The sequence below is a fragment of the Escherichia sp. HH41S genome (assembly GCF_009820115.1).
GTDB lineage: Bacteria > Pseudomonadota > Gammaproteobacteria > Enterobacterales > Enterobacteriaceae > Escherichia > Escherichia coli_F.
The window spans coordinates 112,975-135,624 of the sequence record NZ_VNXE01000064.1; the positions used below are offsets into that span (position 1 = coordinate 112,975).

The 22,650-nt window shown below is 49.8% G+C and carries 20 protein-coding genes and 2 pseudogenes; 18 read left to right on the plus strand and 4 right to left on the minus strand.

The features are described 5' to 3' along the window. Positions 1–551: 551 nt before the first annotated feature. Both FQZ95_RS12575 and FQZ95_RS12580 read left to right on the plus strand, forming a co-directional pair. Positions 552–1,112 (plus strand): annotated as a pseudogene (locus FQZ95_RS12575) (aldo/keto reductase); the annotation flags it as partial. 207 nt (positions 1,113–1,319) lie between these two features. After that, positions 1,320–1,676 (plus strand): hypothetical protein, encoded by a 357-nt coding sequence (locus FQZ95_RS12580; RefSeq protein WP_001038968.1) that lies wholly within the window; start codon positions 1,320–1,322, stop codon positions 1,674–1,676. A 288-nt stretch (positions 1,677–1,964) separates the two neighbouring features. On the opposite strand, the gene FQZ95_RS12585 is transcribed toward FQZ95_RS12580, so the two are convergent. Next, positions 1,965–2,891, minus strand: a complete 927-nt coding sequence (locus FQZ95_RS12585) for a LysR family transcriptional regulator (RefSeq protein WP_001307603.1) — start codon at positions 2,889–2,891, stop codon at positions 1,965–1,967. Between the two features lie 156 nt (positions 2,892–3,047). On the opposite strand from FQZ95_RS12585, the gene FQZ95_RS12590 reads away from it, so the two are divergent. The 5 genes from FQZ95_RS12590 (at position 3,048) to ykgO (ending at position 6,626) form a co-directional block, all read left to right on the plus strand. Next, the gene (locus FQZ95_RS12590) at positions 3,048–3,968 is read left to right on the plus strand and encodes an alpha/beta hydrolase (protein ID WP_160530264.1); all 921 of its coding nucleotides are present in this window, start codon (positions 3,048–3,050) and stop codon (positions 3,966–3,968) included. Positions 3,969–4,140: 172 nt separating this feature from the next. Continuing rightward, complete coding sequence (locus FQZ95_RS12595; protein ID WP_160530265.1) at positions 4,141–5,283, plus strand: NADH-dependent flavin oxidoreductase; 1,143 nt, start codon at positions 4,141–4,143, stop codon at positions 5,281–5,283. A gap of 472 nt (positions 5,284–5,755) precedes the next feature. Next, positions 5,756–5,857, plus strand: a complete 102-nt coding sequence (gene ykgR, locus FQZ95_RS12600) for a small membrane protein YkgR (RefSeq protein WP_000662258.1) — start codon at positions 5,756–5,758, stop codon at positions 5,855–5,857. Between the two features lie 365 nt (positions 5,858–6,222). Next, positions 6,223–6,486 (plus strand): type B 50S ribosomal protein L31, encoded by a 264-nt coding sequence (locus tag FQZ95_RS12605; RefSeq protein WP_000803998.1) that lies wholly within the window; start codon positions 6,223–6,225, stop codon positions 6,484–6,486. Beyond that, positions 6,486–6,626: a type B 50S ribosomal protein L36 gene (ykgO, locus tag FQZ95_RS12610; RefSeq protein WP_000866436.1), complete on the plus strand. Its 141-nt coding sequence runs from the start codon at positions 6,486–6,488 to the stop codon at positions 6,624–6,626. The genes FQZ95_RS12605 and ykgO overlap by 1 nt, the downstream gene beginning before the upstream one ends. Positions 6,627–6,695: 69 nt before the next feature. On the opposite strand, the pseudogene FQZ95_RS12615 reads toward ykgO, so the two are convergent. After that, positions 6,696–6,886, minus strand: a pseudogene (locus tag FQZ95_RS12615) (hypothetical protein). Between the two features lie 824 nt (positions 6,887–7,710). Between FQZ95_RS12615 and ecpR the strand changes: the two are divergent. The 7 genes from ecpR to FQZ95_RS12650 all read left to right on the plus strand — a co-directional run bounded on the left by ecpR (position 7,711) and on the right by FQZ95_RS12650 (position 15,146). Beyond that, positions 7,711–8,253: an ECP biosynthesis operon DNA-binding transcriptional regulator EcpR gene (gene ecpR, locus FQZ95_RS12620; RefSeq protein ID WP_024166199.1), complete on the plus strand. Its 543-nt coding sequence runs from the start codon at positions 7,711–7,713 to the stop codon at positions 8,251–8,253. 74 nt (positions 8,254–8,327) lie between these two features. Beyond that, complete coding sequence (ecpA, locus tag FQZ95_RS12625) at positions 8,328–8,915, plus strand: common pilus major fimbrillin subunit EcpA (RefSeq protein WP_000730972.1); 588 nt, start codon at positions 8,328–8,330, stop codon at positions 8,913–8,915. A gap of 56 nt (positions 8,916–8,971) precedes the next feature. Beyond that, positions 8,972–9,640, plus strand: coding sequence for a fimbrial chaperone EcpB (gene ecpB / locus FQZ95_RS12630; RefSeq protein ID WP_000716391.1), 669 nt, complete (start codon positions 8,972–8,974; stop codon positions 9,638–9,640). Between the two features lie 25 nt (positions 9,641–9,665). Then, the gene (ecpC, locus tag FQZ95_RS12635) at positions 9,666–12,191 is read left to right on the plus strand and encodes a fimbrial usher EcpC (protein WP_032183328.1); all 2,526 of its coding nucleotides are present in this window, start codon (positions 9,666–9,668) and stop codon (positions 12,189–12,191) included. Further along, a complete protein-coding gene (gene ecpD, locus FQZ95_RS12640) occupies positions 12,181–13,824 on the plus strand; it encodes a fimbrial adhesin EcpD (protein ID WP_032183327.1) in 1,644 nt (547 codons plus the stop codon). The genes ecpC and ecpD overlap by 11 nt, the downstream gene beginning before the upstream one ends. Next, a complete protein-coding gene (gene ecpE, locus FQZ95_RS12645; RefSeq protein ID WP_032183326.1) occupies positions 13,793–14,503 on the plus strand; it encodes a fimbrial chaperone EcpE in 711 nt (236 codons plus the stop codon). Before ecpD ends, ecpE begins: the two co-directional genes overlap by 32 nt. A 313-nt stretch (positions 14,504–14,816) precedes the next feature. Continuing rightward, positions 14,817–15,146, plus strand: a complete 330-nt coding sequence (locus FQZ95_RS12650) for a YkgJ family cysteine cluster protein (protein ID WP_001303809.1) — start codon at positions 14,817–14,819, stop codon at positions 15,144–15,146. Between the two features lie 248 nt (positions 15,147–15,394). Here FQZ95_RS12650 and FQZ95_RS12655 read toward each other — a convergent pair whose 3' ends face one another. Beyond that, the gene (locus FQZ95_RS12655) at positions 15,395–16,009 is read right to left on the minus strand and encodes a YagU family protein (RefSeq protein WP_001019920.1); all 615 of its coding nucleotides are present in this window, start codon (positions 16,007–16,009) and stop codon (positions 15,395–15,397) included. A gap of 405 nt (positions 16,010–16,414) precedes the next feature. On the opposite strand from FQZ95_RS12655, the gene paoA reads away from it, so the two are divergent. Genes paoA through paoD form a run of 4 tightly spaced genes read left to right on the plus strand, consistent with a single transcriptional unit; the run spans position 16,415 to position 21,218 of the window. Next, a complete protein-coding gene (gene paoA / locus FQZ95_RS12660) occupies positions 16,415–17,104 on the plus strand; it encodes an aldehyde dehydrogenase iron-sulfur subunit PaoA (RefSeq protein WP_000070682.1) in 690 nt (229 codons plus the stop codon). After that, positions 17,101–18,057: an aldehyde oxidoreductase FAD-binding subunit PaoB gene (gene paoB / locus FQZ95_RS12665; RefSeq protein ID WP_000643332.1), complete on the plus strand. Its 957-nt coding sequence runs from the start codon at positions 17,101–17,103 to the stop codon at positions 18,055–18,057. The genes paoA and paoB overlap by 4 nt, the downstream gene beginning before the upstream one ends. Beyond that, positions 18,054–20,252 carry an aldehyde oxidoreductase molybdenum-binding subunit PaoC gene (gene paoC / locus FQZ95_RS12670; protein WP_000667032.1) on the plus strand — a complete coding sequence of 733 codons (2,199 nt, stop codon included), beginning with the start codon at positions 18,054–18,056 and terminating at the stop codon, positions 20,250–20,252. The genes paoB and paoC overlap by 4 nt, the downstream gene beginning before the upstream one ends. 9 nt (positions 20,253–20,261) lie before the next feature. Next, positions 20,262–21,218, plus strand: coding sequence for a molybdenum cofactor insertion chaperone PaoD (paoD, locus tag FQZ95_RS12675; RefSeq protein WP_032183324.1), 957 nt, complete (start codon positions 20,262–20,264; stop codon positions 21,216–21,218). 178 nt (positions 21,219–21,396) lie between these two features. Here the strand turns inward: paoD and FQZ95_RS12680 are convergent, their stop codons facing one another. Further along, the gene (locus FQZ95_RS12680) at positions 21,397–22,524 is read right to left on the minus strand and encodes an MFS transporter (RefSeq protein ID WP_160530285.1); all 1,128 of its coding nucleotides are present in this window, start codon (positions 22,522–22,524) and stop codon (positions 21,397–21,399) included. Positions 22,525–22,650 lie beyond the last annotated feature (126 nt).

The following is a 22,650-nucleotide window of genomic DNA, read 5'->3' on the forward strand; positions in this document are numbered from 1 at the left end:
GATGAACGAATTAACGAACATAGGCAGACACAAATAATGGTGTCTGCTTGTCAGAAAAACCGGGGATTTCCCGGTTTCCTTTTCCGCAGAAAAGGAAATACCTTTATGTAAGAAAGTACACCGCCACCTAATATATCCAGTGCCTGTAGCCACTCATCAGGTGGTTGGGCGCGGGATTATATTTTTATTTATGGGTGAGAATTTAGCTTTTTGTGCAAACCATTAAATAGATACCTAAGTTATATTTCTTACTCTGCGGACAGTGAATAATTCATTATTCAGAGTGAATAATAATGACCTACCTTTAATTAGCAAATATCGGAAATACGTCGAAGTAGGTATATACGCCAGGATAAACCGATATATTTTTTATGGATATTCATTTTCCTTCATCAGACTGTGAATTGCAGGGATATCGAACTTGCACGACTCATCACAACACTCAAACAGATTTATGAATTTCGTTCATAGCCCCTGACAAATCCTGCCGTCTAATCGAGCTTTTCCCTTTACGTTATGCTTCTCATGAACGATAACGGAAGGATAACACCATGCAAAAAGTAAAACTGAACAACGGTATTGAAATGCCCCTGTTGGGCTTTGGTGTATTTCAGATGACCGATGCCGCTGAATGCGAAAGAGCGGTCATTGACGCTATTAACACCGGTTATCGACTGATTGACACCGCCGCCTCCTATCAAAATGAAACCCAGGTCGGGAACGCACTGAAACAAAGCGGTATCGCCCGTAACGAACTCTTTGTCACCACGAAACTCTGGTTGCAGGATACCAGTTACGAAGGGGCCAAAGCCCAGTTCGAACGCTCTCTGAATCGACTGCAACTTGATTACGTTGACCTGTACTTGATTCACCAGCCATATGGCGATGTCCACGGAGCCTGGCGTGCCATGGAAGAGCTGCAACAGGCCGGTAAAATTCGCGCTATTGGCGTAAGTAACTTCCATCCTGACCGACTGGCTGACCTTATCGCTTTTAATAACGTCGTTCCGGCGGTAAACCAGGTTGAAGTTAACCCTTTCAATCAGCAGCTACAGGCCGTTCCCTGGATGCAAAGTCGTGGCATTCAGCCAGAAGCCTGGGCACCGTTTGCGGTTACAGGGCGGTAAGCGATTATGCATCTACCTATTTACGTCGGTCGCTCAGTCAGAGTCTTGCCCATATTCAATGAGGTTCAACACCGCAGCCAATGAAAAATAGGCCATGCGGGGATTAATAGCATTACTCATTAACCAATCGCTCTTTTCATTTACGTGCTCTTTATGTAACATATTGCTTTTATTGATCTTCCTGGAGTTTGCATGAATAAGAATCTCATCCTCGCATTTGCATTATTTTCCTTACCTGTATTTGCAGAAGAAGATCTGGGGCCAGGCAAATATGTTTGTGACATTAGGATTTCCAGCCTGGATACCGCTACTCAAATTCTGTCAAAATCCGCAACAGTTCTCGATAATGGAAACAATTTCATCGTTCAAATGCCAAATGGAGATCAATTGTACTCTCCAGATCTGGAAAATGTTGATGATGGTATAAAACAAAAAGCAACAATAGGTGGAGTGACATTTATTCGTCGTCCAACTTTTAACGATCGCTTCATCGTGGAAGATGGAAATACAGGATTCTTCTATAAGATGCGAAACTGCGAGAAGAAATAAAGGAAGTTTGATAGCGATATCCTCCTGATTTTCAGGCTTTGTACCTGTTCAAGACTTACAACTACAAGCCGCTACGTGTTAACGCCTCCCAAAATAACCACCGTTAACCGTAGCGGCCATAGATACTATTATTTTAGCCACATTACTGGTGATAATGATAATTGATATTATGGCCGTATAGAAAATAAGTATTAATTATCAGAAAGTTTATTATGTAAACGCGTCCTAATGATTACGTTATTCCTCTTACCGATATTCGCCCAGAGCAACCATCAATTACACATATCATCAATTTTCGAGTTTTACTCTTTTCTCCACCATAAAATCAATAAAAGCACGAACTTTAGAGGGCATTCTCACCCGTGATGAAACATAAATATAAAATCCAGGAAATGAAACAGCCCAATCCTCAAGAATCGGCTGTAACTTGCCCGCATTGATATGTTCAGCGATTGCAAAATCCAGATGTTGAATGATACCCGTTCCATTCAGCGCCATTCGTATCATGCTTTCGTCATCATTAGAAATATACTTACCTGAAACCTCTATTTCGAACTCTTCATTACCCCCCACAACATTAGAAAACTCCCATGCAGAGAGTGCACCGCTACTTTTATGCCGCAACCGAAGGCAATTATGGTTACTCAGTTCCTGAGGCGTTTCAGGAATACCGTGTTCTTTTAAATAATCTGGCGATGCCACAGTAACCAGTTTAATAAGCGGAGAAACAGGAACGGCAGTCATATGCTCATCCAGTCCTTGCTCAAGACGTATGCCCACATCACAGCCGTCCGCAATAATGTTAGATAAACCGTCATCCATAATGAGTTCTATCTTTGTTTTGGGGTAACGAGTAAGAAACTCGCCAATATGAGGTTCAACAAGCATCCGTGCTGCAACACGGGAGGAATTTATTCTCAACAGGCCTGTAGGTTCAAGTTGGGTATCACCAACATCTTTCAAAGCATCATCAATTTGCCCCAAAGCCGACACCAGCACTTCATACAGACGCTGTCCTTCCTCAGTAAGCGACATATTGCGGGTCGTACGGTATATCAGCTTGGTGTTAAGACGTTCCTCAAGAGATTTTAAATTCTGGGACAATGCGGCCCGCGTAATACCCATTTCAGAAGCGGCTCTGGAAAAACTGCCGGCACGAACAATCAGCGCAAACCAGGCAAGAGAAGGCAAAATTGAAGGCTCTATTTTCATCATTGTAAACCTTAACTTAACACTGTGATAGATATTAGACCATTGATGATAACCAATACAAGTCATACTATTACGCCGTTCTCGATATGAACACAAATGCCAGTTGCGGATAATAGAAATGATATTTAAATCTGTTTAGGCAAATCCCCGGAGCTTGAAATGAAAACTGTTTCGATAAAACACACTTACTGGGATATAGCTGCTGATATCTATTTCCCTGACGATTTTAATAGTGAAAAAAAGTATCCTGCCATTATCAGCGCCCATCCAATTGGAAGCTGCAAAGAACAGACATCGGGTAGTGTGTATGGTGCCGCCCTGGCAAAAGCTGGCTTTATCGTCATTGCTTTTGATGCCAGTTTTCAGGGAAGCAGCGGTGGAGAACCGCGTTATCTGGAAGATCCAACAATGCGAGTAAAAGACTTCAGCATTGTCGTTGATTACCTTACCACCTTACCTTACGTTGATGCCGGGCGTATTGGTGTACTGGGTATTTGTGGTGGAGGTGGATATGCCATTAATGCCGCAATGACAGAACGTCGAATTAAAGCTATTGGTACTGTCACGGGTGCAAACTACGGGCGTCTTATGCGTGAGGGATTTACAGCGTTTAATCCTATCGGAGCACTCGAAGCAATGGCGCAACAAAGAACAGACGAAGCTAACGGCGCAAAACTTCGCGTAGATGATTTACTCCCCTCTTCTCCGGAAGCAGCTCTTGAAGCGGGATTAACAGAAATAGACCTTTTTGAAGCAACAGAATATTATCGTTCGCCACGAGGCTGTGCGCCTAATGGGGGAAATCGTTCGCTATTTTCACATCAGACTGTTGCCGTGGGCTGGGATGCTTTTCATCTTGCAGAAGTCCTGTTAACTCAACCACTAATGGTTGTAGTGGGCGATAGAGTGGGCGCTTTTGGTGCCTATCGTGACGGCTGCGAAATTATTGGCCGCGCTGCCTCAAAACATAAAGAGTTGGTCGTGGTTGAAGGTTATTCACATTACGACCTGTATGATAAGCCAGAACCTGTGAAACAGGCGCTCGATAAATTAATTCCTTTTTACAAAACACATTTGTAATAACCTTGCAGGGAGATTCATTATCTCCCTGAGATTTATCCTTTATTGACTACACGACAATAATAAAATTACTCAAAAAGAATTCTATTAAAGGAAAAAAGCATCAAAAAGTAGCAACTCAACTTATTAAGATTATACGCATTAAAATCAGATAAACATTTGAGGTATTGTTATGACAAATAAACACCCATCATTGTTTTCTCCTTTTATGCTGACAGAAAAAATAAAGCTACGTAATCGTATCGTTATGGCCCCTATGACGACCTGGTCAGCGAATCCTGATGGAACCATCTCTGAGCAAGAACTCGAATTTTATAAACGCCGCTCACAAAATGTTGGTTTAGTAATAACAGGATGTACCTATGTCACGCCAAGCGGCATTGGGTTTACTCATGAATTTGCCGCATATGACGACCGTTTCATTAACAGCCTTGAAAAGTTAGCAGCGGCAGCCCAAAGTGGGGGTGCTCCGGCTATTTTGCAGATTTTCCACGCCGGTAATAAAGCCATCCCGGAGCTTGTACCAAATAACGATGTTATTAGTGCCAGCGCATCAAGCGTAAAATCTGGTGACTTTATGAAGAGTGTGGTACAAAGCAGGGAAATGACTGAAAACGAAATTCAGGAAACCATTAGAGCATTCGGAGATGTCACAAAAAGGGCGATTAAAGCAGGTTTTGATGGCATTGAACTTCATGGTGCGCACGGATTCCTTCTACAGAATTTCTTCTCCCCTCTATTTAACCAGCGTAATGACCGATGGGGAGGAGATCTCGAAGGACGTATGCGCTTCCCGCTGGCCGTATTACAGGAAGTAAAAAATGTAGTCTATGAATATGCGACAAAGCCCTTTGCCATCGGTTACAGAATATCTCCTGAAGAATCTGCAACAGGGGGGCTGCGGATAGAGGATACTTATAAACTCCTTGATCGGCTCATTTCATCCGGTATTTCGTATATACATACCTCGCTGGTCAGTATTAACGATAGCTACCCTGTTGAGTCGCCAAATGGCCCCCGAACTATTGAATTGATTTTAAATCATATTGCAGGCAGAGTGCCGGTAATCGCTGCAGGTAAAATACGCACACCGTCTCAGGCTCAAGAAGCAATTTCCGCTGGCCTGCCACTTGTTGCGATCGGTAAAGGGCTGGTGATAAATCCAGAATGGGTGACTTTAGCTGAATCAGGTAGAAGTCATGAAATTCAAACAGCCCTTAATCCACAACGCGTTCCTGAATTAACCATTCCGGATAAACTATGGGATCAAATTCAGGCATCGAAAGGAACTGGCTGGTTTCCGTTAATGGATTAAATATCTATTACTCTCCCGAGAGTAAAACTATCAAACCAATGAGTATCCGATACAGCCTCGCAAATTCTTTCAGATAATTAACCCGTCACTGCGGCACGTTCTCTCATAAAGCGTGCCTGCTGTGTAATCCAGTATGTATCCGGCATACTTGACGGTTTAATAGAACTCAATTCCTTTCCCAGGTTACCAACAACGATATCTTGTATAACACCCCAGGAGATACGACATTATGATGAGATGAGGTATGCTCCTCAGCGCCAATCAACGCCAGGGCTGGGCCAGTTTTGAGATCAGACTCATTCCCGGACTGACTTCAGGCGACATATATCAATGACGTTGGGGCAATAAAAGATAGCCGATGTAATACATCTATTCAAATTTGTGATACATGTCAAAAAATTGGTTGACCAAACTCGTTATTTATATAAGGGCACTTACGAAGTGCACTCTTTTTTAAAGCGAGGAAGTACCAATGAAAGAGAATAAAGTACAGCAAATCAGTCATAAACTGATTAATATCGTTGTTTTTGTCGCAATTGTAGAATACGCCTATTTATTTCTCCATTTCTATTAATAACGGCAATAAACTGTTCACTTCAGTGATATTTAAAATATGCATCCTCTCCCTTTTTTTTAAGTAATTATTATATCCGTGGGGGAGGAATACACGCTGTCAGGTAATCAATCAAACTGCGATAAATCATCGGCCAGTAAAGTGGAGATAGCCTCCATTCTCGAAAAATTCATACTCTCAGCGAAACCATCATCAATCACTCATCCAGGCGTTTATGGGAGCGTCGCCAATGGCTGCTAACAATGCCAGACTTCCCCGTTGCCGAAATTCCACATACCACAAATGGTCACAGGAATTGGGTGTTGAAATGATCCGGATGAGCATGTATCTTTACCTGTTATGTTATAACATAACAGGTAAAAATGATGAAACCCAATATCCATCCTGAGTATCGTACTGTGGTGTTCCATGACACCAGTGTTGATGAGTACTTTAAAATCGGCTCGACTATCAAAACAGACCGTGAGATTGAGCTGGATGGCGTAACGTATCCGTACGTAACAATTGATGTCTCTTCGAAATCGCACCCGTTCTATACAGGGAAGCTGAGAACAGTGGCATCAGAAGGAAATGTTGCACGGTTCACCCAACGTTTTGGTCGTTTTGTTAGCACGAAAAAGGGGGCATGATGAAAGTCCTTAACTCTCTGCGTACCGCAAAAGAACGCCATCCAGACTGTCAGATTGTGAAGCGAAAAGGACGGCTGTATGTGATTTGTAAATCTAATCCACGTTTTAAGGCCGTTCAGGGTCGTAAGAAAAAACGTTGATTCAAAATTCGACGAATTAACGATATTTGTCTGATTAATAATCATACCGGATTAATGTTGGTGTATTTATTACACCAGCATTAATTTTTCTGGGGATGTATCTTCCTGTTCATTTAAGGTCAACTGCCTGACGTTTCTCTCCGAATATTCCATTATATTAATGATGACTTGTTGACCAGCTGCGCCCTGTATGCTGGCATCAACTCTATTTTAGTCTGAACACGCCACTCAGTTTCCTCCCTTTGCGACGCAGCCTGCATTTACACTCAAACTATTAAGATGATAAATGTGGTAAATCTGTTGGTACTGACATAAAAACGTTTACGCCACAGGAACGGCCTGATCCATCGGTAACCCCATCGCCGACGTTCGAGTGCCAGTTAGAGTAACGCGCACAGATGACTGAACGCAGTGCCCTGGCAAAGAGGCCATCGTTCCTGTGACAACTGGCAGTCTTCGTTTAACTTCACTTAATTTGGCTCTTAGGGGGCTTACCGGACAGATGACGTACTTACACCTGTTTAATTTTTCATCACTTATTGGGATGAACACCCATAACCATTTTGTGCGGCATGTTAATCCATTAAAACACCTTACCGATTGGCAAATCATCTTTAATTATGACTCATGATAGTTTTATATTCTATTTCTTATCATTCAAACTTGTTTTTTTACTAGTCCATTACACAACACATTAAGACTATTCCTAACACCTCAGGGCAAAGTTCCTGGCTAATATAAAATGCAAGTAAGAATTGAACGTTATATTGCCAATAACCTTATGAAACTGAATGTCTTTTTCTTCTTATCAAAAAAGCAATATTTTCATTTTTAGTAAATATTGACTTAACCATGGAATTCCTTTTCTGTTCACATATTGACACTCATCAGGAAAAAAACATAAATTTAAGCCCAATCGAAAATAATTAAAACTTAATCTCGTTTAACCTATATTGATATGTGCTACGTATCTTATTTACTTCCGATTTACTAACAACACTGAATGTACCTGTAAAAATTACAGGTTTGGAAAGTAGTGACATGGCAAAATGATTACAGCAGGGACTATGAGGTTAAAAACCATATGGAATATCAAAACCGTTCTGATAAATACATCTGGTCTCCCCATGACGCCTACTTCTATAAAGGACTCTCTGAACTGATTGTGGATATCGACAGATTAATTTATCTATCGCTGGAGAAAATTAGAAAAGATTTCGTGTTTATCAATCTCAATACGGATTCTTTAACTGAGTTTATAAACCGTGATAACGAATGGTTATCCGCGGTAAAGGGGAAACAGGTCGTATTGATTGCGGCCAGAAAGTCAGAAGCCTTAGCAAATTATTGGTATTACAACAGCAATATTAGGGGCGTGGTATACGCTGGGCTGAGTCGTGATATTAGAAACGAATTGGCCTATGTGATTAATGGCAGGTTTCTCAAAAAAGATATTAAGAAAGATAAAATCACTGACCGGGAAATGGAAATTATCCGCATGACGGCCCAGGGAATGCTGCCTAAATCGATTGCCAGAATTGAAAATTGTAGTGTGAAGACAGTGTATACCCATCGGCGTAATGCTGAGGCCAAGCTGTACTCAAAAATATATAAGTTGGTTCCGTAAACTCCAGGCAAGTTAGTTTTAAAAAATGACTCACAGGGACATCATGTCCTCAATTTAACTCGGGAAGAAAAGCAATGAAAAAAAAGGTTCTGGCAATAGCTCTGGTAACGGTGTTTACCGGCATGGGTGTGGCGCAGGCTGCTGACGTAACAGCTCAGGCTGTAGCGACCTGGTCGGCAACAGCCAAAAAAGACACCACCAGTAAGCTGGTTGTGACGCCGCTCGGTAGTCTGGCGTTCCAGTATGCCGAAGGCATTAAAGGCTTTAACTCACAGAAAGGTCTATTTGACGTGGCTATTGAGGGTGACTCAACGGCTACCGCCTTTAAACTGACCTCACGTCTTATCACCAACACCTTAACCCAGTTGGATACCTCAGGTTCCACACTGAATGTGGGCGTGGATTATAACGGCGCGGCAGTCGAAAAAACTGGCGATACCGTGATGATCGATACCGCCAACGGCGTACTGGGCGGCAACCTTAGCCCGCTGGCTAACGGTTACAATGCCAGCAATCGTACCACCGCACAGGATGGTTTCACCTTCTCCATCATCAGCGGTACCACCAATGGTACCACCGCAGTAACCGATTACAGCACTCTACCGGAAGGCATCTGGAGCGGCGACGTTAGCGTACAGTTCGACGCTACCTGGACCAGTTGATCTCTTTGATGTACCAGCAGGGGTAGCCCCCTGCTTTATTCCTGGACGGAATTGTTATGAAAAAGCACCTTCTGCCTCTCGCTCTGCTGTTTGCCGGAATATCTCCGGCCCAGGCGCTGGATGTCGGCGATATATCATCGTTTATGAACAGTGACAGCAGCACGCTGAGCAAAACAATCAAAAACAGTACCGACAGTGGTCGCCTCATCAATATCCGTCTCGAACGGCTCTCTTCACCGCTTGACGACGGGCAGGTTATCGCAATGGACAAGCCGGATGAGTTGCTACTCACTCCCGCCAGCTTGCTGCTACCCGCCCAAGCCAGCGAAGTGATCCGCTTCTTCTATAAGGGACCAGTAGATGAAAAAGAGCGCTACTACCGCATTGTCTGGTTTGATCAGGCCCTCAGTGATGCGCAGCGCGATAATGCCAACCGCAGCGCTGTGGCCACTGCTTCCGCCCGCATCGGCACCATTCTGGTCGTCGCCCCCCGCCAGGCGAACTACCGCTTTCAGTACGCCAACGGCTCCCTGACAAATACAGGAAATGCGACGCTGCGGATCCTCGCCTACGGCCCCTGCCTGAAAGCCGCCAATGGTAAGGAGTGTAAAGAGAACTACTACCTGATGCCGGGCAAGTCGCGTCGTTTTACCCGCGTGGACACTGCGGATAACAAAGGACGGGTTGCACTTTGGCAGGGTGATAAGTTCATTCCCGTGAAATAGATAGCTGTGCAGATGGATAACGACAATGCCTTTACGACGGTTCTCCCCAGGACTGAAAGCCCAGTTTGCCTTCGGCATGGTCTTTTTGTTCGTTCAACCCGATGCCAGCGCTGCTGACATAAGCGCGCAGCAAATAGGTGGGGTGATTATTCCGCAGGCCTTCAGTCAGGCGCTTCAGGACGGCATGAGCGTCCCGCTCTATATTCATCTTGCCGGTAGCCAGGGTCGCCAGGACGATCAGCGAATCGGCAGCGCTTTTATCTGGTTGGATGATGGACAGTTACGCATCCGGAAAATACAGCTGGAAGAGAGTGAAGATAACGCCAGTGTCAGCGAACAAACTCGACAGCAACTGATGACTCTGGCCAACGCCCCGTTCAATGAGGCCCTTACCATCCCCCTGACTGACAACGCGCAGTTGGATCTCAGCTTGCGCCAACTGCTGCTGCAGCTGGTGGTCAAGCGCGAAGCACTGGGCACCGTACTACGCTCACGTAGCGAAGACATCGGGCAGTCCAGTGTTAACACCCTCAGCAGTAACCTGAGCTATAACTTCGGCATCTATAACAACCAGTTGCGTAACGGCGGGAACAATACATCCAGCTATCTGTCGCTAAATAACGTGACAGCACTGCGCGAACATCATGTGGTGCTCGACGGCTCGCTGTATGGGATCGGTAGCGGTCAACAGGACAGTGAATTATATAAAGCGATGTATGAACGCGATTTTGCTGGTCACCGATTTGCCGGTGGAATGCTCGACACCTGGAACTTGCAGTCCTTAGGGCCGATGACCGCCATTTCAGCAGGGAAGATTTACGGCCTTTCCTGGGGAAACCAGGCCAGCTCCACCATCTTCGACAGCAGCCAGTCGGCCACGCCAGTGATCGCCTTTTTACCTGCAGCGGGCGAAGTACATCTCACCCGTGATGGGCGGTTACTGAGCGTTCAGAACTTCACCATGGGCAATCATGAAGTGGATACCCGGGGTCTACCGTACGGTATTTACGATGTGGAAGTTGAGGTGATCGTTAACGGTCGCGTGATCAGCAAACGCACCCAGCGGGTCAATAAGCTGTTTAGCCGGGGGCGCGGCGTCGGTGCGCCGCTGGCGTGGCAGATATGGGGCGGCAGCTTTCATATGGATCGCTGGTCGGAAAACGGGAAAAAGACGCGACCAGCTAAAGAGAGTTGGCTAGCAGGAGCCTCGACCTCCGGCTCACTGAGTACGCTTAGTTGGGCGGCAACGGGATATGGGTACGATAATCAGGCAGTGGGTGAAACCCGTCTGACGCTGCCGCTTGGGGGAGCAATCAACGTTAACCTGCAAAACATGCTGGCCAGTGACAGCTCATGGAGCAATATCGGCAGCATCAGCGCCACACTACCGGGAGGCTTTAGTTCGCTATGGGTTAATCAGGAAAAAACCCGCATTGGCAATCAATTGCGACGTAGCGATGCCGACAACCGTGCAATCGGCGGCACACTCAACCTGAACTCACTGTGGTCGAAGCTGGGCACATTCAGCATCAGCTACAATGATGACCGCCGTTACAACAGCCATTATTACACGGCAGATTACTATCAAAATGTCTACAGCGGTACCTTTGGTTCGCTTGGCCTGCGAGCCGGTATTCAGCGCTATAACAACGGCGACAGCAACGCCAATACAGGGAAATATATCGCTCTCGATCTCTCGCTACCACTGGGCAACTGGTTTAGCGCAGGGATGACTCATCAAAACGGCTACACCATGGCAAACCTGTCAGCACGCAAGCAGTTTGATGAAGGGACCATTCGCACTGTTGGTGCCAATCTGTCACGAGCCATCTCCGGCGATACCGGTGATGACAAAACCCTCAGCGGTGGGGCGTATGCACAGTTCGACGCTCGTTACGCCAGCGGAACGCTGAACGTCAATAGCGCGGCGGACGGCTACGTCAATACCAACTTAACTGCCAATGGCAGCGTTGGCTGGCAGGGTAAAAACATTGCTGCCAGCGGGCGGACTGATGGCAACGCCGGGGTGATATTCAATACCGGGCTGGAGGACGACGGTCAGATCAGCGCCAAAATCAACGGACGGATTTTCCCGCTTAACGGCAAGCGCAACTACCTCCCGCTCTCTCCGTATGGGAGATATGAGGTGGAGTTGCAGAACAGCAAAAACTCACTCGACAGCTACGATATCGTCAGCGGCCGCAAAAGCCATCTGACCCTCTATCCAGGCAATGTCGCCGTCATTGAGCCAGAGGTGAAGCAGATGGTTACCGTCTCCGGTCGTATCCGTGCAGAAGACGGCACACTGCTGGCTAACGCACGGATTAACAACCATATCGGCCGAACCCGAACCGATGAAAACGGCGAGTTTGTCATGGACGTGGATAAGAAATACCCCACTATCGATTTTCGCTACAGTGGCAATAAAACCTGCGAAGTGGCACTGGAACTCGACCAGGCGCGCGGTGCCGTCTGGGTCGGTGATGTGGTCTGCAGCGGCCTGTCATCGTGGGCGGCGGTGACGCAGACAGGAGAAGAGAATGAGAGTTAACCTACTGATAGCGATGATAATCTTTGCGCTATTCTGGCCAGCAACCGCGCTCAGAGCTGCAGTGAGCAAAACAATCTGGGCGGATGCACCGGCACGCGAGTTTGTGTTTGTCGAAAACAACTCAGACGACAACTTTTTCGTCACGCCTGGCGGGGCGCTGGATCCGCGCCTGACCGGTGCTAACCGCTGGACCGGTTTAAAATACACTGGCTCAGGAACCATCTATCAACAAAGCCTCGGCTACATTGATAACGGTTACAACACCGGCCTTTATACCAACTGGAAGTTTGATATGTGGCTGGAAAATTCGCCGGTTTCATCTCCTTTAACTGGCTTGCGCTGCATCAACTGGTACGCAGGGTGTAATATGACCACCAGTCTTATCCTGCCGCAAACCACCGACGCCAGTGGATTTTATGGCGCGACGGTGACCAGCGGCGGCTCGAAGTGGATGCACGGCATGTTGTCAGACGCGTTTTACCAGTATCTGCAACAAATGCCCGTTGGCAGCAGCTTTACGATGACCATCAATGCCTGCCAAACCTCAGTGAACTATGACGCCAGCAGCGGCGCGCGCTGTAAGGATCAGGCCTCCGGCAACTGGTATATTCGCAACGTCACCCATACGAAAGCAGCAAATTTGCGGTTGATAAATACCCACTCGCTGGCGGAGGTATTTATCAACAGCGACGGAGTACCGACTCTGGGCGAAGGGAACGCCGACTGCCGGACGCAAACCATCGGCAGCCGTTCAGGATTAAGTTGTAAGATGGTTAACTATACCCTGCAAACAAACGGGCTCAGCAACACCTCAATCCATATATTCCCGGCGATCGCCAACTCGTCGTTAGCCTCGGCCGTCGGGGCGTACGATATGCAGTTCAGTCTGAATGGCAGTTCATGGAAACCGGTGAGCAATACCGCCTATTACTACACCTTCAACGAGATGAAGAGCGCAGACTCGATCTATGTTTTCTTCTCGAGCAACTTCTTTAAGCAGATGGTGAACCTGGGGATCAGCGATATCAACACCAAAGATCTATTCAACTTTCGCTTTCAGAACACCACATCACCGGAGTCTGGCTGGTATGAATTTTCTACCTCCAACACGCTGATTATCAAACCCCGTGATTTCAGCATCAGTATTATCTCCGATGAATATACTCAGACACCGTCGCGAGAGGGATATGTCGGCAGCGGCGAACCGGCACTCGATTTCGGCTATATCGTAACCACCAGCGGTAAAACAGCTGCCGACGAAGTGCTGATCAAGGTGACCGGACCCGCGCAGGTGATTGGCGGGCGCTCCTATTGTGTCTTCAGCTCCGATGACGGTAAGGCGAAAGTACCGTTCCCGGCGACGCTTTCCTTTATTACCCGCAACGGAGCTACAAAAACCTACGATGCCGGGTGCGATGATAGCTGGCGGGATATGACCGATGCGCTGTGGCTAACCACACCGTGGACTGATATCTCTGGCGAAGTGGGGCAGATGGATAAGACCACTGTCAAATTTTCGATTCCAATGGATAACGCCATTTCGCTGCGTACGGTAGATGATAACGGCTGGTTTGGCGAAGTCAGCGCTTCAGGAGAGATTCATGTTCAGGCGACGTGGCGTAACATTAACTAAGGCCCTGCTGACAGTGGTCTGTATGCTGGCGGCACCTTTGACACAGGCGATTTCGGTCGGCAATCTGACTTTTTCACTGCCGTCCGAGACTGACTTTGTCAGCAAACGTGTAGTGAATAACAACAAAAGCGCGCGGATATACCGTATTGCCATCAGTGCCATCGATAGTCCAGGCAGCAGTGAATTGCGCACTCGACCGGTGGATGGTGAACTGCTTTTCGCTCCCCGCCAGCTGGCGTTGCAGGCTGGTGAGAGCGAGTATTTTAAATTTTACTATCATGGTCCACAGGATAACCGCGAGCGCTACTACCGGGTCTCATTCCGCGAGGTCCCCACTCGCAACCAGACAAGACGTAGCCCAACCGGCGGTGAGGTCAGCACAGAGCCGGTGGTGGTGATGGATACCATTCTGGTAGTACGACCACGTCAGGTTCAGTTTAAATGGTCCTTCGACCAGGTGACAGGAACGGTAAGTAACACCGGCAACACGTGGTTTAAGCTACTGATTAAACCAGGATGTGATTCGACCGAAGAGGAAGGCGATGCCTGGTATCTACGTCCGGGAGACGTGGTTCATCAGCCTGCGTTACGTCAACCGGGGAATCATTATCTGGTCTATAACGACAAATTCATTAAGATTAGCGATTCCTGTCCGGCTAAGCCCCCTTCGGCGGACTAAGACTTATCCATCGGTCGAGGGAAGAATTCCACCTCAGAGACTCAAATAATCGTTTAAATGATGTGGAAGCGATCGTCAATATCACCTGTAACGATGGGCTTTCTCATATGTACACCATAGTGTTCAGGAGACACGGAAAGGTGCCAGGCAGCCTGCTAACGAGTGGTTTCTTCACGAATTAGTACGTAAAATCGGTAACGGCTGGAAATCATTCAATACTCACACTATCGAAAGTTCCCCAGCCAACCGCGGTACGTTCTTACATACGATGTACCGCTGTTCTCTTTACGATTTATAGCTGTACTGGTGAATTATGAGCAATCTGAATCCATGCATGACGTGTGGTGCCTGTTGTGCATTTTTCCGCGTCTCTTTTTACTGGGCCGAAGCCGACGATGCTGGCGGTACCATTCCCGCCAGGCTCACTGAACAAATATCCCCTTTTCACCGATGCATGAGCGGTACCAATCAGAAAAACCCCCGATGTATTGCCCTTGCAGGAACACCGGGCAAAAATGCCTGCTGCACGATATATAAAAATCGATCGTCCACGTGCAGAGAATTCGCCATGTCTGGTGAGAACGGAGTCGTCAATGAGGCTTGCAATCGTGCAAGAGCTAAATACGGGCTGACACCGTTATAAATATGCAATAATTAATTGCACTGCCCCGCCAGCTATAATCGCGGGGCTTCGTTTTTCAGGGATAACAAAACCCGTAACTTCTTCCATCTGCCAGCAACAATGCCTCTTCCTCTATAGTGTTCTCCGGATCTACAGCATCCTGAAGTAGCGCGATGTACTCACTGGCTATCTGCATCAGAAAGTTAAAAACAATGTTTTTAACCTATAAAAATGGCGCTGTATTTGCGCCATTTTTATCATTCAATGCATTATCTGTTTGAGCCTAAAGGGATCTCAGGGTCTGGCTCATGAGTAATTCTGTTTCGTAAATCTCTGCGAATAATTTCAATAGACCAGAACCAGACTAAATGTCCAAAAATTTCAGAAACATTCTCATACCACGGGAGATCAAACAGAGGTGGCGTCAGTCCCATGAGAGGGAATGAAATCATATGAACAAAAAGTTGGGCTAAAGCACCTGCCAGTAAGCCCTGCCAGAGTTTAATTTTTGGAAATACTTCAGCGACCACACAATAACCGACAGCAAACACTATCGAAAAGATAATGTGCGTAACACCAACCCAGTTAAAGACATGCCCGGCAAAGGTATAAACAGCCGCATTGGGATCTGTCAGCCCCAGCCAGTCTCGAAGAAAAATATACGGAGGATTGAGAAAATTACGGGAGCAATCAATTTGCCCAGCAGCCCTGATTAATGATTCCGGGCCACACGCTGCATTAAACATATCCACCGGGCTACGTGGCGGCAATGGAACTTCAGCCCCCCACTTCACAAATGCGGAAACAACGCCAGCAATTAGCCCAATGAATGCAGCAAGACCATAACGTCTGCGGTTCGGTGGAGTTTGTTCAAATATATTCATATTTACCCTGTTTGTTTCATTATGTTGTACACCTCTTCAGGAGTATTCATAAAACAAGATAAATGTAAAGAACTGTATTGTTTTGTATAATGCAATGATGACTAATCGCCAATTAATATAAGCACCATCATTTCTCCCTATTTTTATGTTAGAAGTGACAACGATTTGCAGGGTGATGCAGAGCTGACAATCACAGGTTTCCTTATCGGTTTTTGCATCGCACAACTAAAGCAATAAACTAGCTCCCGTCATCGGCGAATATGAATTAATTAGCCGGGCTCATAGCTGCATTCGCGTTTTAAGAATAATCCTCCTGCTCTCACCGACTATGCTTAACGTTTAAAAAAGCATCAACACTCTCGCAACGCACTCTTATTTTCCCCTTTAGAATACCGGAGGCCTGGTATGAGCAACCAAGGCGAATACCCCGAAGATAATCGGGTTGGGAAGCACGAGCCGCACGATTTTAGTTTGACCCGCCGCGATCTGATTAAAGTGAGCGCCGCAACGGCGGCGACCGCCGTGGTTTATCCTCATTCTACGCTTGCGGCAAGCGTTCCGGCAGCTACACCCGCGCCAGAGATAATGCCCCTGACACTTAAGGTGAACGGCAAAACCGAGCAGCTTGAGGTGGATACCCGAACCACGCTACTGGACGCTTTGCGTGAAAATCTGCATCTGATCGGTACCAAGAAAGGTTGCGATCACGGACAGTGCGGAGCCTGTACCGTGCTGGTCAATGGTCGCAGGCTTAATGCCTGCCTGACGCTGGCAGTCATGCATCAGGGGGCCGAGATCACCACCATTGAAGGCCTGGGTTCACCAGAGAATCTTCACCCCATGCAGGCGGCCTTTATCAAGCATGATGGCTTCCAGTGCGGCTACTGCACCTCCGGGCAAATTTGCTCATCAGTAGCGGTGCTAAAAGAGATTCAGGACGGCATTCCCAGTCACGTCACGGTCGATTTGGTTTCCCCTCCAGAAAGAACTGCCGATGAGATCCGTGAACGTATGAGCGGCAACATCTGTCGCTGTGGTGCATACGCTAACATCCTTGCCGCCATTGAAGACGCTGCGGGGGAGATAAAATCATGAAGGCGTTTACCTATGAACGTGTGAACACCCCTGCCGAGGCGGCACTTAGCGCTCAGCGCGTACCCGGCGCAAAATTTATCGCTGGCGGGACCAATCTGCTGGACCTGATGAAGCTGGAAATTGAAACGCCAACCCACCTTATCGATGTGAACGGGCTCGGGCTCGATAAGATTGAAGTGACCGACGCGGGTGGGCTGCGCATCGGCGCACTGGTACGGAACACCGACCTGGCGGCTCACGAGCGCGTGCGTCGTGATTACGCGGTACTCTCCCGCGCTCTGCTCGCTGGCGCGTCTGGTCAGTTACGTAATCAGGCAACCACCGCAGGTAATCTGCTCCAGCGCACGCGCTGCCCCTATTTTTACGACACCAATCAGCCCTGCAATAAGCGCCTGCCCGGGAGCGGCTGCGCGGCACTTGAAGGCTTTAGCCGTCAGCACGCGGTGGTAGGCGTAAGCGAAGCCTGCATTGCCACCCATCCGAGCGATATGGCGGTCGCAATGCGGTTGCTGGATGCGGTGGTGGAAACCATCACGCCGGAGGGAAAAACTCGCAGTATCACACTGGCTGATTTTTATCACCCACCGGGGAAAACGCCGCACATTGAAACCGCCCTGCTTCCCGGTGAGCTTATCGTTGCGGTGACGTTACCTCCGCCGCTCGGCGGAAAACATATCTACCGCAAGGTGCGCGATCGCGCCTCCTACGCCTTTGCCCTGGTATCGGTCGCGGCGATTATTCAGCCTGACGGCAGCGGGCGCGTCGCGCTGGGCGGAGTAGCACATAAGCCCTGGCGCATTGAGGCTGCGGATGCTCAGCTATCCCAGGGGGCGCAGGCCGTGTATGACGCGCTGTTCGCCAGCGCCCATCCCACCGCTGAAAATACCTTTAAACTCCTGTTGGCGAAGCGAACGCTTGCCTCCGTACTGGCTGAAGCGAGGGCACAGGCATGAAATTTGATAAACCCGCAGGGGAAAACCCGATCGATCAGCTGAAGGTTGTCGGTCGTCCCCATGACCGCATCGACGGACCGCTGAAAACTACCGGCACGGCACGCTACGCCTACGAATGGCATGAAGAAGCCCCCAACGCCGCCTATGGCTATATCGTCGGTTCCGCCATTGCCAAAGGACGCCTCACCGCCCTAGATACGGACGCCGCGCAAAAAGCGCCGGGCGTACTGGCTGTCATTACCGCCAGTAACGCTGGGGCACTCGGCAAAGGCGACAAAAACACCGCCAGGCTGTTAGGCGGCCCCACTATTGAGCACTATCATCAGGCCATTGCGCTGGTAGTGGCCGAGACCTTCGAACAGGCGCGAGCGGCGGCCTCGCTGGTGCAGGCGCACTATCGCCGTAATAAAGGAGCTTACTCCCTGGCGGACGAGAAACAGGCCGTCAGTCAGCCGCCGGAAGACACGCCCGATAAAAACGTTGGTGACTTTGACGGGGCTTTCACCTCCGCTGCAGTGAAAATTGATGCTACATACACGACCCCGGACCAGAGCCATATGGCGATGGAGCCGCATGCCTCGATGGCCGTCTGGGATGGAAATAAGCTTACCCTCTGGACCTCAAATCAGATGATTGACTGGTGCCGCACCGATCTGGCAAAAACGCTGAAAGTGCCCGTGGAGAATGTGCGTATTATCTCCCCGTATATCGGCGGAGGGTTTGGCGGCAAGCTATTCCTGAGAAGCGATGCGCTGCTGGCGGCCCTCGCCGCCCGTGCGGTGAAACGTCCGGTTAAAGTGATGCTCCCCCGCCCCACTATTCCCAATAACACCACGCACCGCCCCGCCACCCTTCAGCACCTGCGTATCGGTGCCGACCAGAGCGGGAAAATCACCGCTATCTCACATGAAAGCTGGTCCGGAAACCTGCCCGGCGGCACGCCGGAAACGGCGGTACAGCAAAGCGAATTACTCTACGCAGGGGCAAACCGTCATACCGGCCTGCGGCTCGCCGCGCTTGATTTGCCGGAAGGGAACGCCATGCGTGCGCCCGGCGAAGCCCCCGGTCTGATGGCGCTCGAAATCGCGATCGACGAACTGGCGGAAAAAGCGGGCATCGATCCCGTCGAGTTTCGCATCCTGAATGACACTCAGGTTGACCCCGCCGACCCGACGCGCCGCTTCTCTCGCCGTCAGCTTATCGAGTGCTTGCGCACCGGAGCGGATAAATTTGGCTGGAAGCAGCGCAACGCCACACCCGGACAGGTGCGCGACGGGGAGTGGCTAGTCGGCCACGGTGTTGCGGCGGGCTTTCGCAATAATCTGCTGGAAAAATCGGGTGCTCGGGTTCACCTCGAACAAAATGGCACCGTTACCGTAGAAACGGACATGACCGACATTGGCACCGGCAGCTACACCATTCTGGCCCAGACGGCAGCGGAAATGCTTGGCGTACCGCTGGAGCAGGTTGCGGTTCACCTCGGCGATTCCAGTTTCCCGGTTTCTGCGGGTTCTGGTGGACAATGGGGCGCGAATACCTCCACCTCCGGCGTTTACGCCGCCTGTGTGAAACTTCGCGAAATGATTGCCTCGGCGGTCGGGTTTGATCCTGAGCAGTCGCAGTTTGCCGACGGCAAGATTACCAACGGTACCCGAAGCGCCACGCTACATGAGGCCACCGCAGGCGGCAGACTGACAGCGGAAGAGAGCATTGAGTTCGGCACTCTCAGCAAGGAGTACCAGCAATCGACCTTTGCCGGGCATTTTGTGGAGGTCGGCGTGCATAGCGCGACGGGAGAAGTTCGGGTCCGGCGTATGCTCGCCGTGTGCGCAGCGGGGCGCATTCTGAATCCGAAAACTGCACGCAGCCAGGTCATTGGCGCGATGACTATGGGCATGGGCGCGGCACTGATGGAGGAGCTGGCGGTAGATGACCGTTTGGGCTACTTCGTTAATCACGATATGGCGGGGTATGAGGTGCCGGTTCATGCGGATATCCCAAAACAGGAGGTGATTTTCCTGGATGATACCGACCCCATCTCCTCCCCGATGAAGGCCAAAGGTGTCGGTGAGCTGGGCCTGTGCGGCGTGAGCGCGGCTATCGCCAACGCGGTGTATAACGCCACCGGTATTCGGGTACGGGATTATCCCATCACTCTGGATAAGCTGCTCGATAAACTGCCGGATGTGGTTTAAGGAGGAACTATGTCATACTCGCTTTTTGACAAAGACGAGCACTGGCATAAGCCAGAGCAGGCGTTTCTCACCGATGACCACCGGACCATTCTGCGCTTCGCCGTAGAGGCGCTAATGTCCGGTAAAGGAGCGGTGCTGGTGACGCTGGTGGAGATACGCGGCGGCGCGGCGCGCCCGCTCGGAGCACAGATGGTGGTGCGCGAAGATGGTCGTTACTGCGGTTTTGTCTCTGGCGGCTGCGTGGAGGCCGCTGCCGCTTTTGAAGCGCTGGAGGTGATGGGCTCAGGCTGCGATCGCGAAATTCGCTATGGCGAAGGTTCGCCGTGGTTTGACATCGTTCTGCCCTGCGGCGGTGGGATCACGCTGACGCTCCATAAACTACGCTCGGCACAGCCTCTGCTCGCCGTGCTGAACCGCCTGGAACAGAGAAAACCGGCGGGTCTGCACTACGATCCGCAAGCTCAATCGCTGGTGTGCCTGCCCACGCAAACCCGAACGGGCTGGAATCTCAATGACTTTGAGGTGGGGTTCAGGCCATGCGTCAGGCTGATGATTTACGGACGTTCTCTTGAGGCGCAGGCAACCGCGAGTCTTGCAGCAGCCACAGGCTATGACAGCCATATCTTCGATCTTTTTCCGGCCTCAGCCAGCGCTCAGATCGATACCGATACGGCGGTCATTTTGCTGTGCCATGATCTCAACCGGGAGCTGCCAGTGTTGCAGGCCGCGCGAGAGGCAAAACCCTTTTATCTCGGCGCATTGGGCAGCTATCGAACCCACACGTTACGTCTGCAAAAGCTCCACGAGCTAGGATGGTCCAGGGAGGAGACAGCGCAAATCCGGGCACCCATCGGGATATTCCCCAAAGCCCGGGATGCGCATACTCTGGCACTCTCCGTGCTGGCAGAAGTCGCTTCTGTACGTCTCCATCAGGAGGAGGATTCATGCCTGCCCCCGTCGTCGTGATCCTTGCGGCCGGGCGTGGAGAGCGCTTTCTCGCCTCCGGGGGAAATACCATAAATTAAGAGAAAAATCTGCAGTAGCCGTTTTAGAAAATCACCTAAATCGTTTAAAAGAGCGCCCAACCCATAGTGGGCGCTCATCGCCTTGTGTAACTTATTCAGCAACGCGCGCCCTCGCCGGACTAAAGCGCACCGGCCTTCTGGCGTGCGGTAACAAAGGTCAGTACGCCAGCGCAAAGGAGCAGCACGCTACTCATAGCAAACGTGCTCTGCCAGCCAAGGCGGTCAAACACAATGCCTCCTGCCGTTGATCCAAGGGCGATGGCGAGCTGAATCACCGCGACCATGAGCCCGCCTCCGGCTTCGGCGTTGTCAGGCAACGTACGCGCAATCCATGTCCACCATCCGGTTGGCGCGGCGGTGGCCAGCATGCCCCAGAGTCCTAACAGCAACGAAACCGTCCAGACCAGATGCCCGGTCAGCATCAGGCCGATGGCAATGACGGCCATAAGTCCGGGTATGACCATCAGCGTGGGGTAGAATTTTCTGTTGAGAAATGCCGAAACAACCAGCGTGCCAATAAAACCGGCCACGCCGATAATCAGCAAAATCAACGACAAGCCTGAGGAATTAACCCGTGTCACCGACTCCAGAAACGGGCGCACATAGGTGAATAGCGCAAACTGCCCCATGAAAAACAGGCCACAAGCTATCATGCCGACCACAACCATGCGGCGGCTAAATAAGCGGAATACCGTGCCAAATGACGTGTGGCTTTTATTCGCATCCATACTGGGCAGGCTGATGCACTGCCAGATAAAGGCGACCACCGCGATGGGCACCAGGCACAAGAAAGCGCCTCGCCATCCGACCGTGGCACCCAGATAGCTTCCCAGCGGCGCGGCCACGACCGTCGCCAGCGCATTACCGGCATTGAAAATCGCCAGCGCACGCGTGACCTGTTGCTGCGGCACCAGACGAATCGCCGTTGCCGCAGACATCGACCAGAATCCGCCAATCGCCACACCAATCATCGCGCGACCGATCATATACATCAGATAACTGGAAGCCAGCGCAATAATAAGCCCCGATACGGCCATCAGAACCGTCATCCCCAGCAGCAGGAATTTACGATTCATCTTTCCTGCTAGCGTTGAAAGCGTCAGGCTGGTCAGAACCGCCAGCGCGCCGGAGATAGCAATCCCCTGCCCTGCAAGCCCCTCCGTCACGCCTAAATCGCGGGTAATCGGCGTGAGCAGGCTGACGGGCATAAATTCAGAAGCAATCAGCACAAACACGCACAGGGTCATGGCAAAAATACCGCCCCAGTATGCGTGCTGATGATGAGGTGATGGTGTTTGGCTTAGTGTCGACATAGTGAAATTTCACAAAGATCAGGATAAAAGCCACCGGCCATAGACCGGTGGCTTTGCATC

Excerpts from the sequence above, each read along its gene's own strand:
- FQZ95_RS12580 (WP_001038968.1), top strand. The coding sequence starts at position 1,320 with ATGAATAAGAATCTCATCCTCGCATTTGCATTATTTTCCTTACCTGTA.
- FQZ95_RS12585 (WP_001307603.1), bottom strand. The coding sequence starts at position 2,891 with ATGATGAAAATAGAGCCTTCAATTTTGCCTTCTCTTGCCTGGTTTGCG.
- FQZ95_RS12590 (WP_160530264.1), top strand. The coding sequence starts at position 3,048 with ATGAAAACTGTTTCGATAAAACACACTTACTGGGATATAGCTGCTGAT.
- FQZ95_RS12595 (WP_160530265.1), top strand. The coding sequence starts at position 4,141 with ATGACAAATAAACACCCATCATTGTTTTCTCCTTTTATGCTGACAGAA.
- ykgR (WP_000662258.1), top strand. The coding sequence starts at position 5,756 with ATGAAAGAGAATAAAGTACAGCAAATCAGTCATAAACTGATTAATATC.
- FQZ95_RS12605 (WP_000803998.1), top strand. The coding sequence starts at position 6,223 with ATGAAACCCAATATCCATCCTGAGTATCGTACTGTGGTGTTCCATGAC.
- ykgO (WP_000866436.1), top strand. The coding sequence starts at position 6,486 with ATGAAAGTCCTTAACTCTCTGCGTACCGCAAAAGAACGCCATCCAGAC.
- ecpR (WP_024166199.1), top strand. The coding sequence starts at position 7,711 with ATGGAATATCAAAACCGTTCTGATAAATACATCTGGTCTCCCCATGAC.
- ecpA (WP_000730972.1), top strand. The coding sequence starts at position 8,328 with ATGAAAAAAAAGGTTCTGGCAATAGCTCTGGTAACGGTGTTTACCGGC.
- ecpB (WP_000716391.1), top strand. The coding sequence starts at position 8,972 with ATGAAAAAGCACCTTCTGCCTCTCGCTCTGCTGTTTGCCGGAATATCT.
- ecpC (WP_032183328.1), top strand. The coding sequence starts at position 9,666 with ATGCCTTTACGACGGTTCTCCCCAGGACTGAAAGCCCAGTTTGCCTTC.
- ecpD (WP_032183327.1), top strand. The coding sequence starts at position 12,181 with ATGAGAGTTAACCTACTGATAGCGATGATAATCTTTGCGCTATTCTGG.
- ecpE (WP_032183326.1), top strand. The coding sequence starts at position 13,793 with ATGTTCAGGCGACGTGGCGTAACATTAACTAAGGCCCTGCTGACAGTG.
- FQZ95_RS12650 (WP_001303809.1), top strand. The coding sequence starts at position 14,817 with ATGAGCAATCTGAATCCATGCATGACGTGTGGTGCCTGTTGTGCATTT.
- FQZ95_RS12655 (WP_001019920.1), bottom strand. The coding sequence starts at position 16,009 with ATGAATATATTTGAACAAACTCCACCGAACCGCAGACGTTATGGTCTT.
- paoA (WP_000070682.1), top strand. The coding sequence starts at position 16,415 with ATGAGCAACCAAGGCGAATACCCCGAAGATAATCGGGTTGGGAAGCAC.
- paoB (WP_000643332.1), top strand. The coding sequence starts at position 17,101 with ATGAAGGCGTTTACCTATGAACGTGTGAACACCCCTGCCGAGGCGGCA.
- paoC (WP_000667032.1), top strand. The coding sequence starts at position 18,054 with ATGAAATTTGATAAACCCGCAGGGGAAAACCCGATCGATCAGCTGAAG.
- paoD (WP_032183324.1), top strand. The coding sequence starts at position 20,262 with ATGTCATACTCGCTTTTTGACAAAGACGAGCACTGGCATAAGCCAGAG.
- FQZ95_RS12680 (WP_160530285.1), bottom strand. The coding sequence starts at position 22,524 with ATGACCCTGTGCGTGTTTGTGCTGATTGCTTCTGAATTTATGCCCGTC.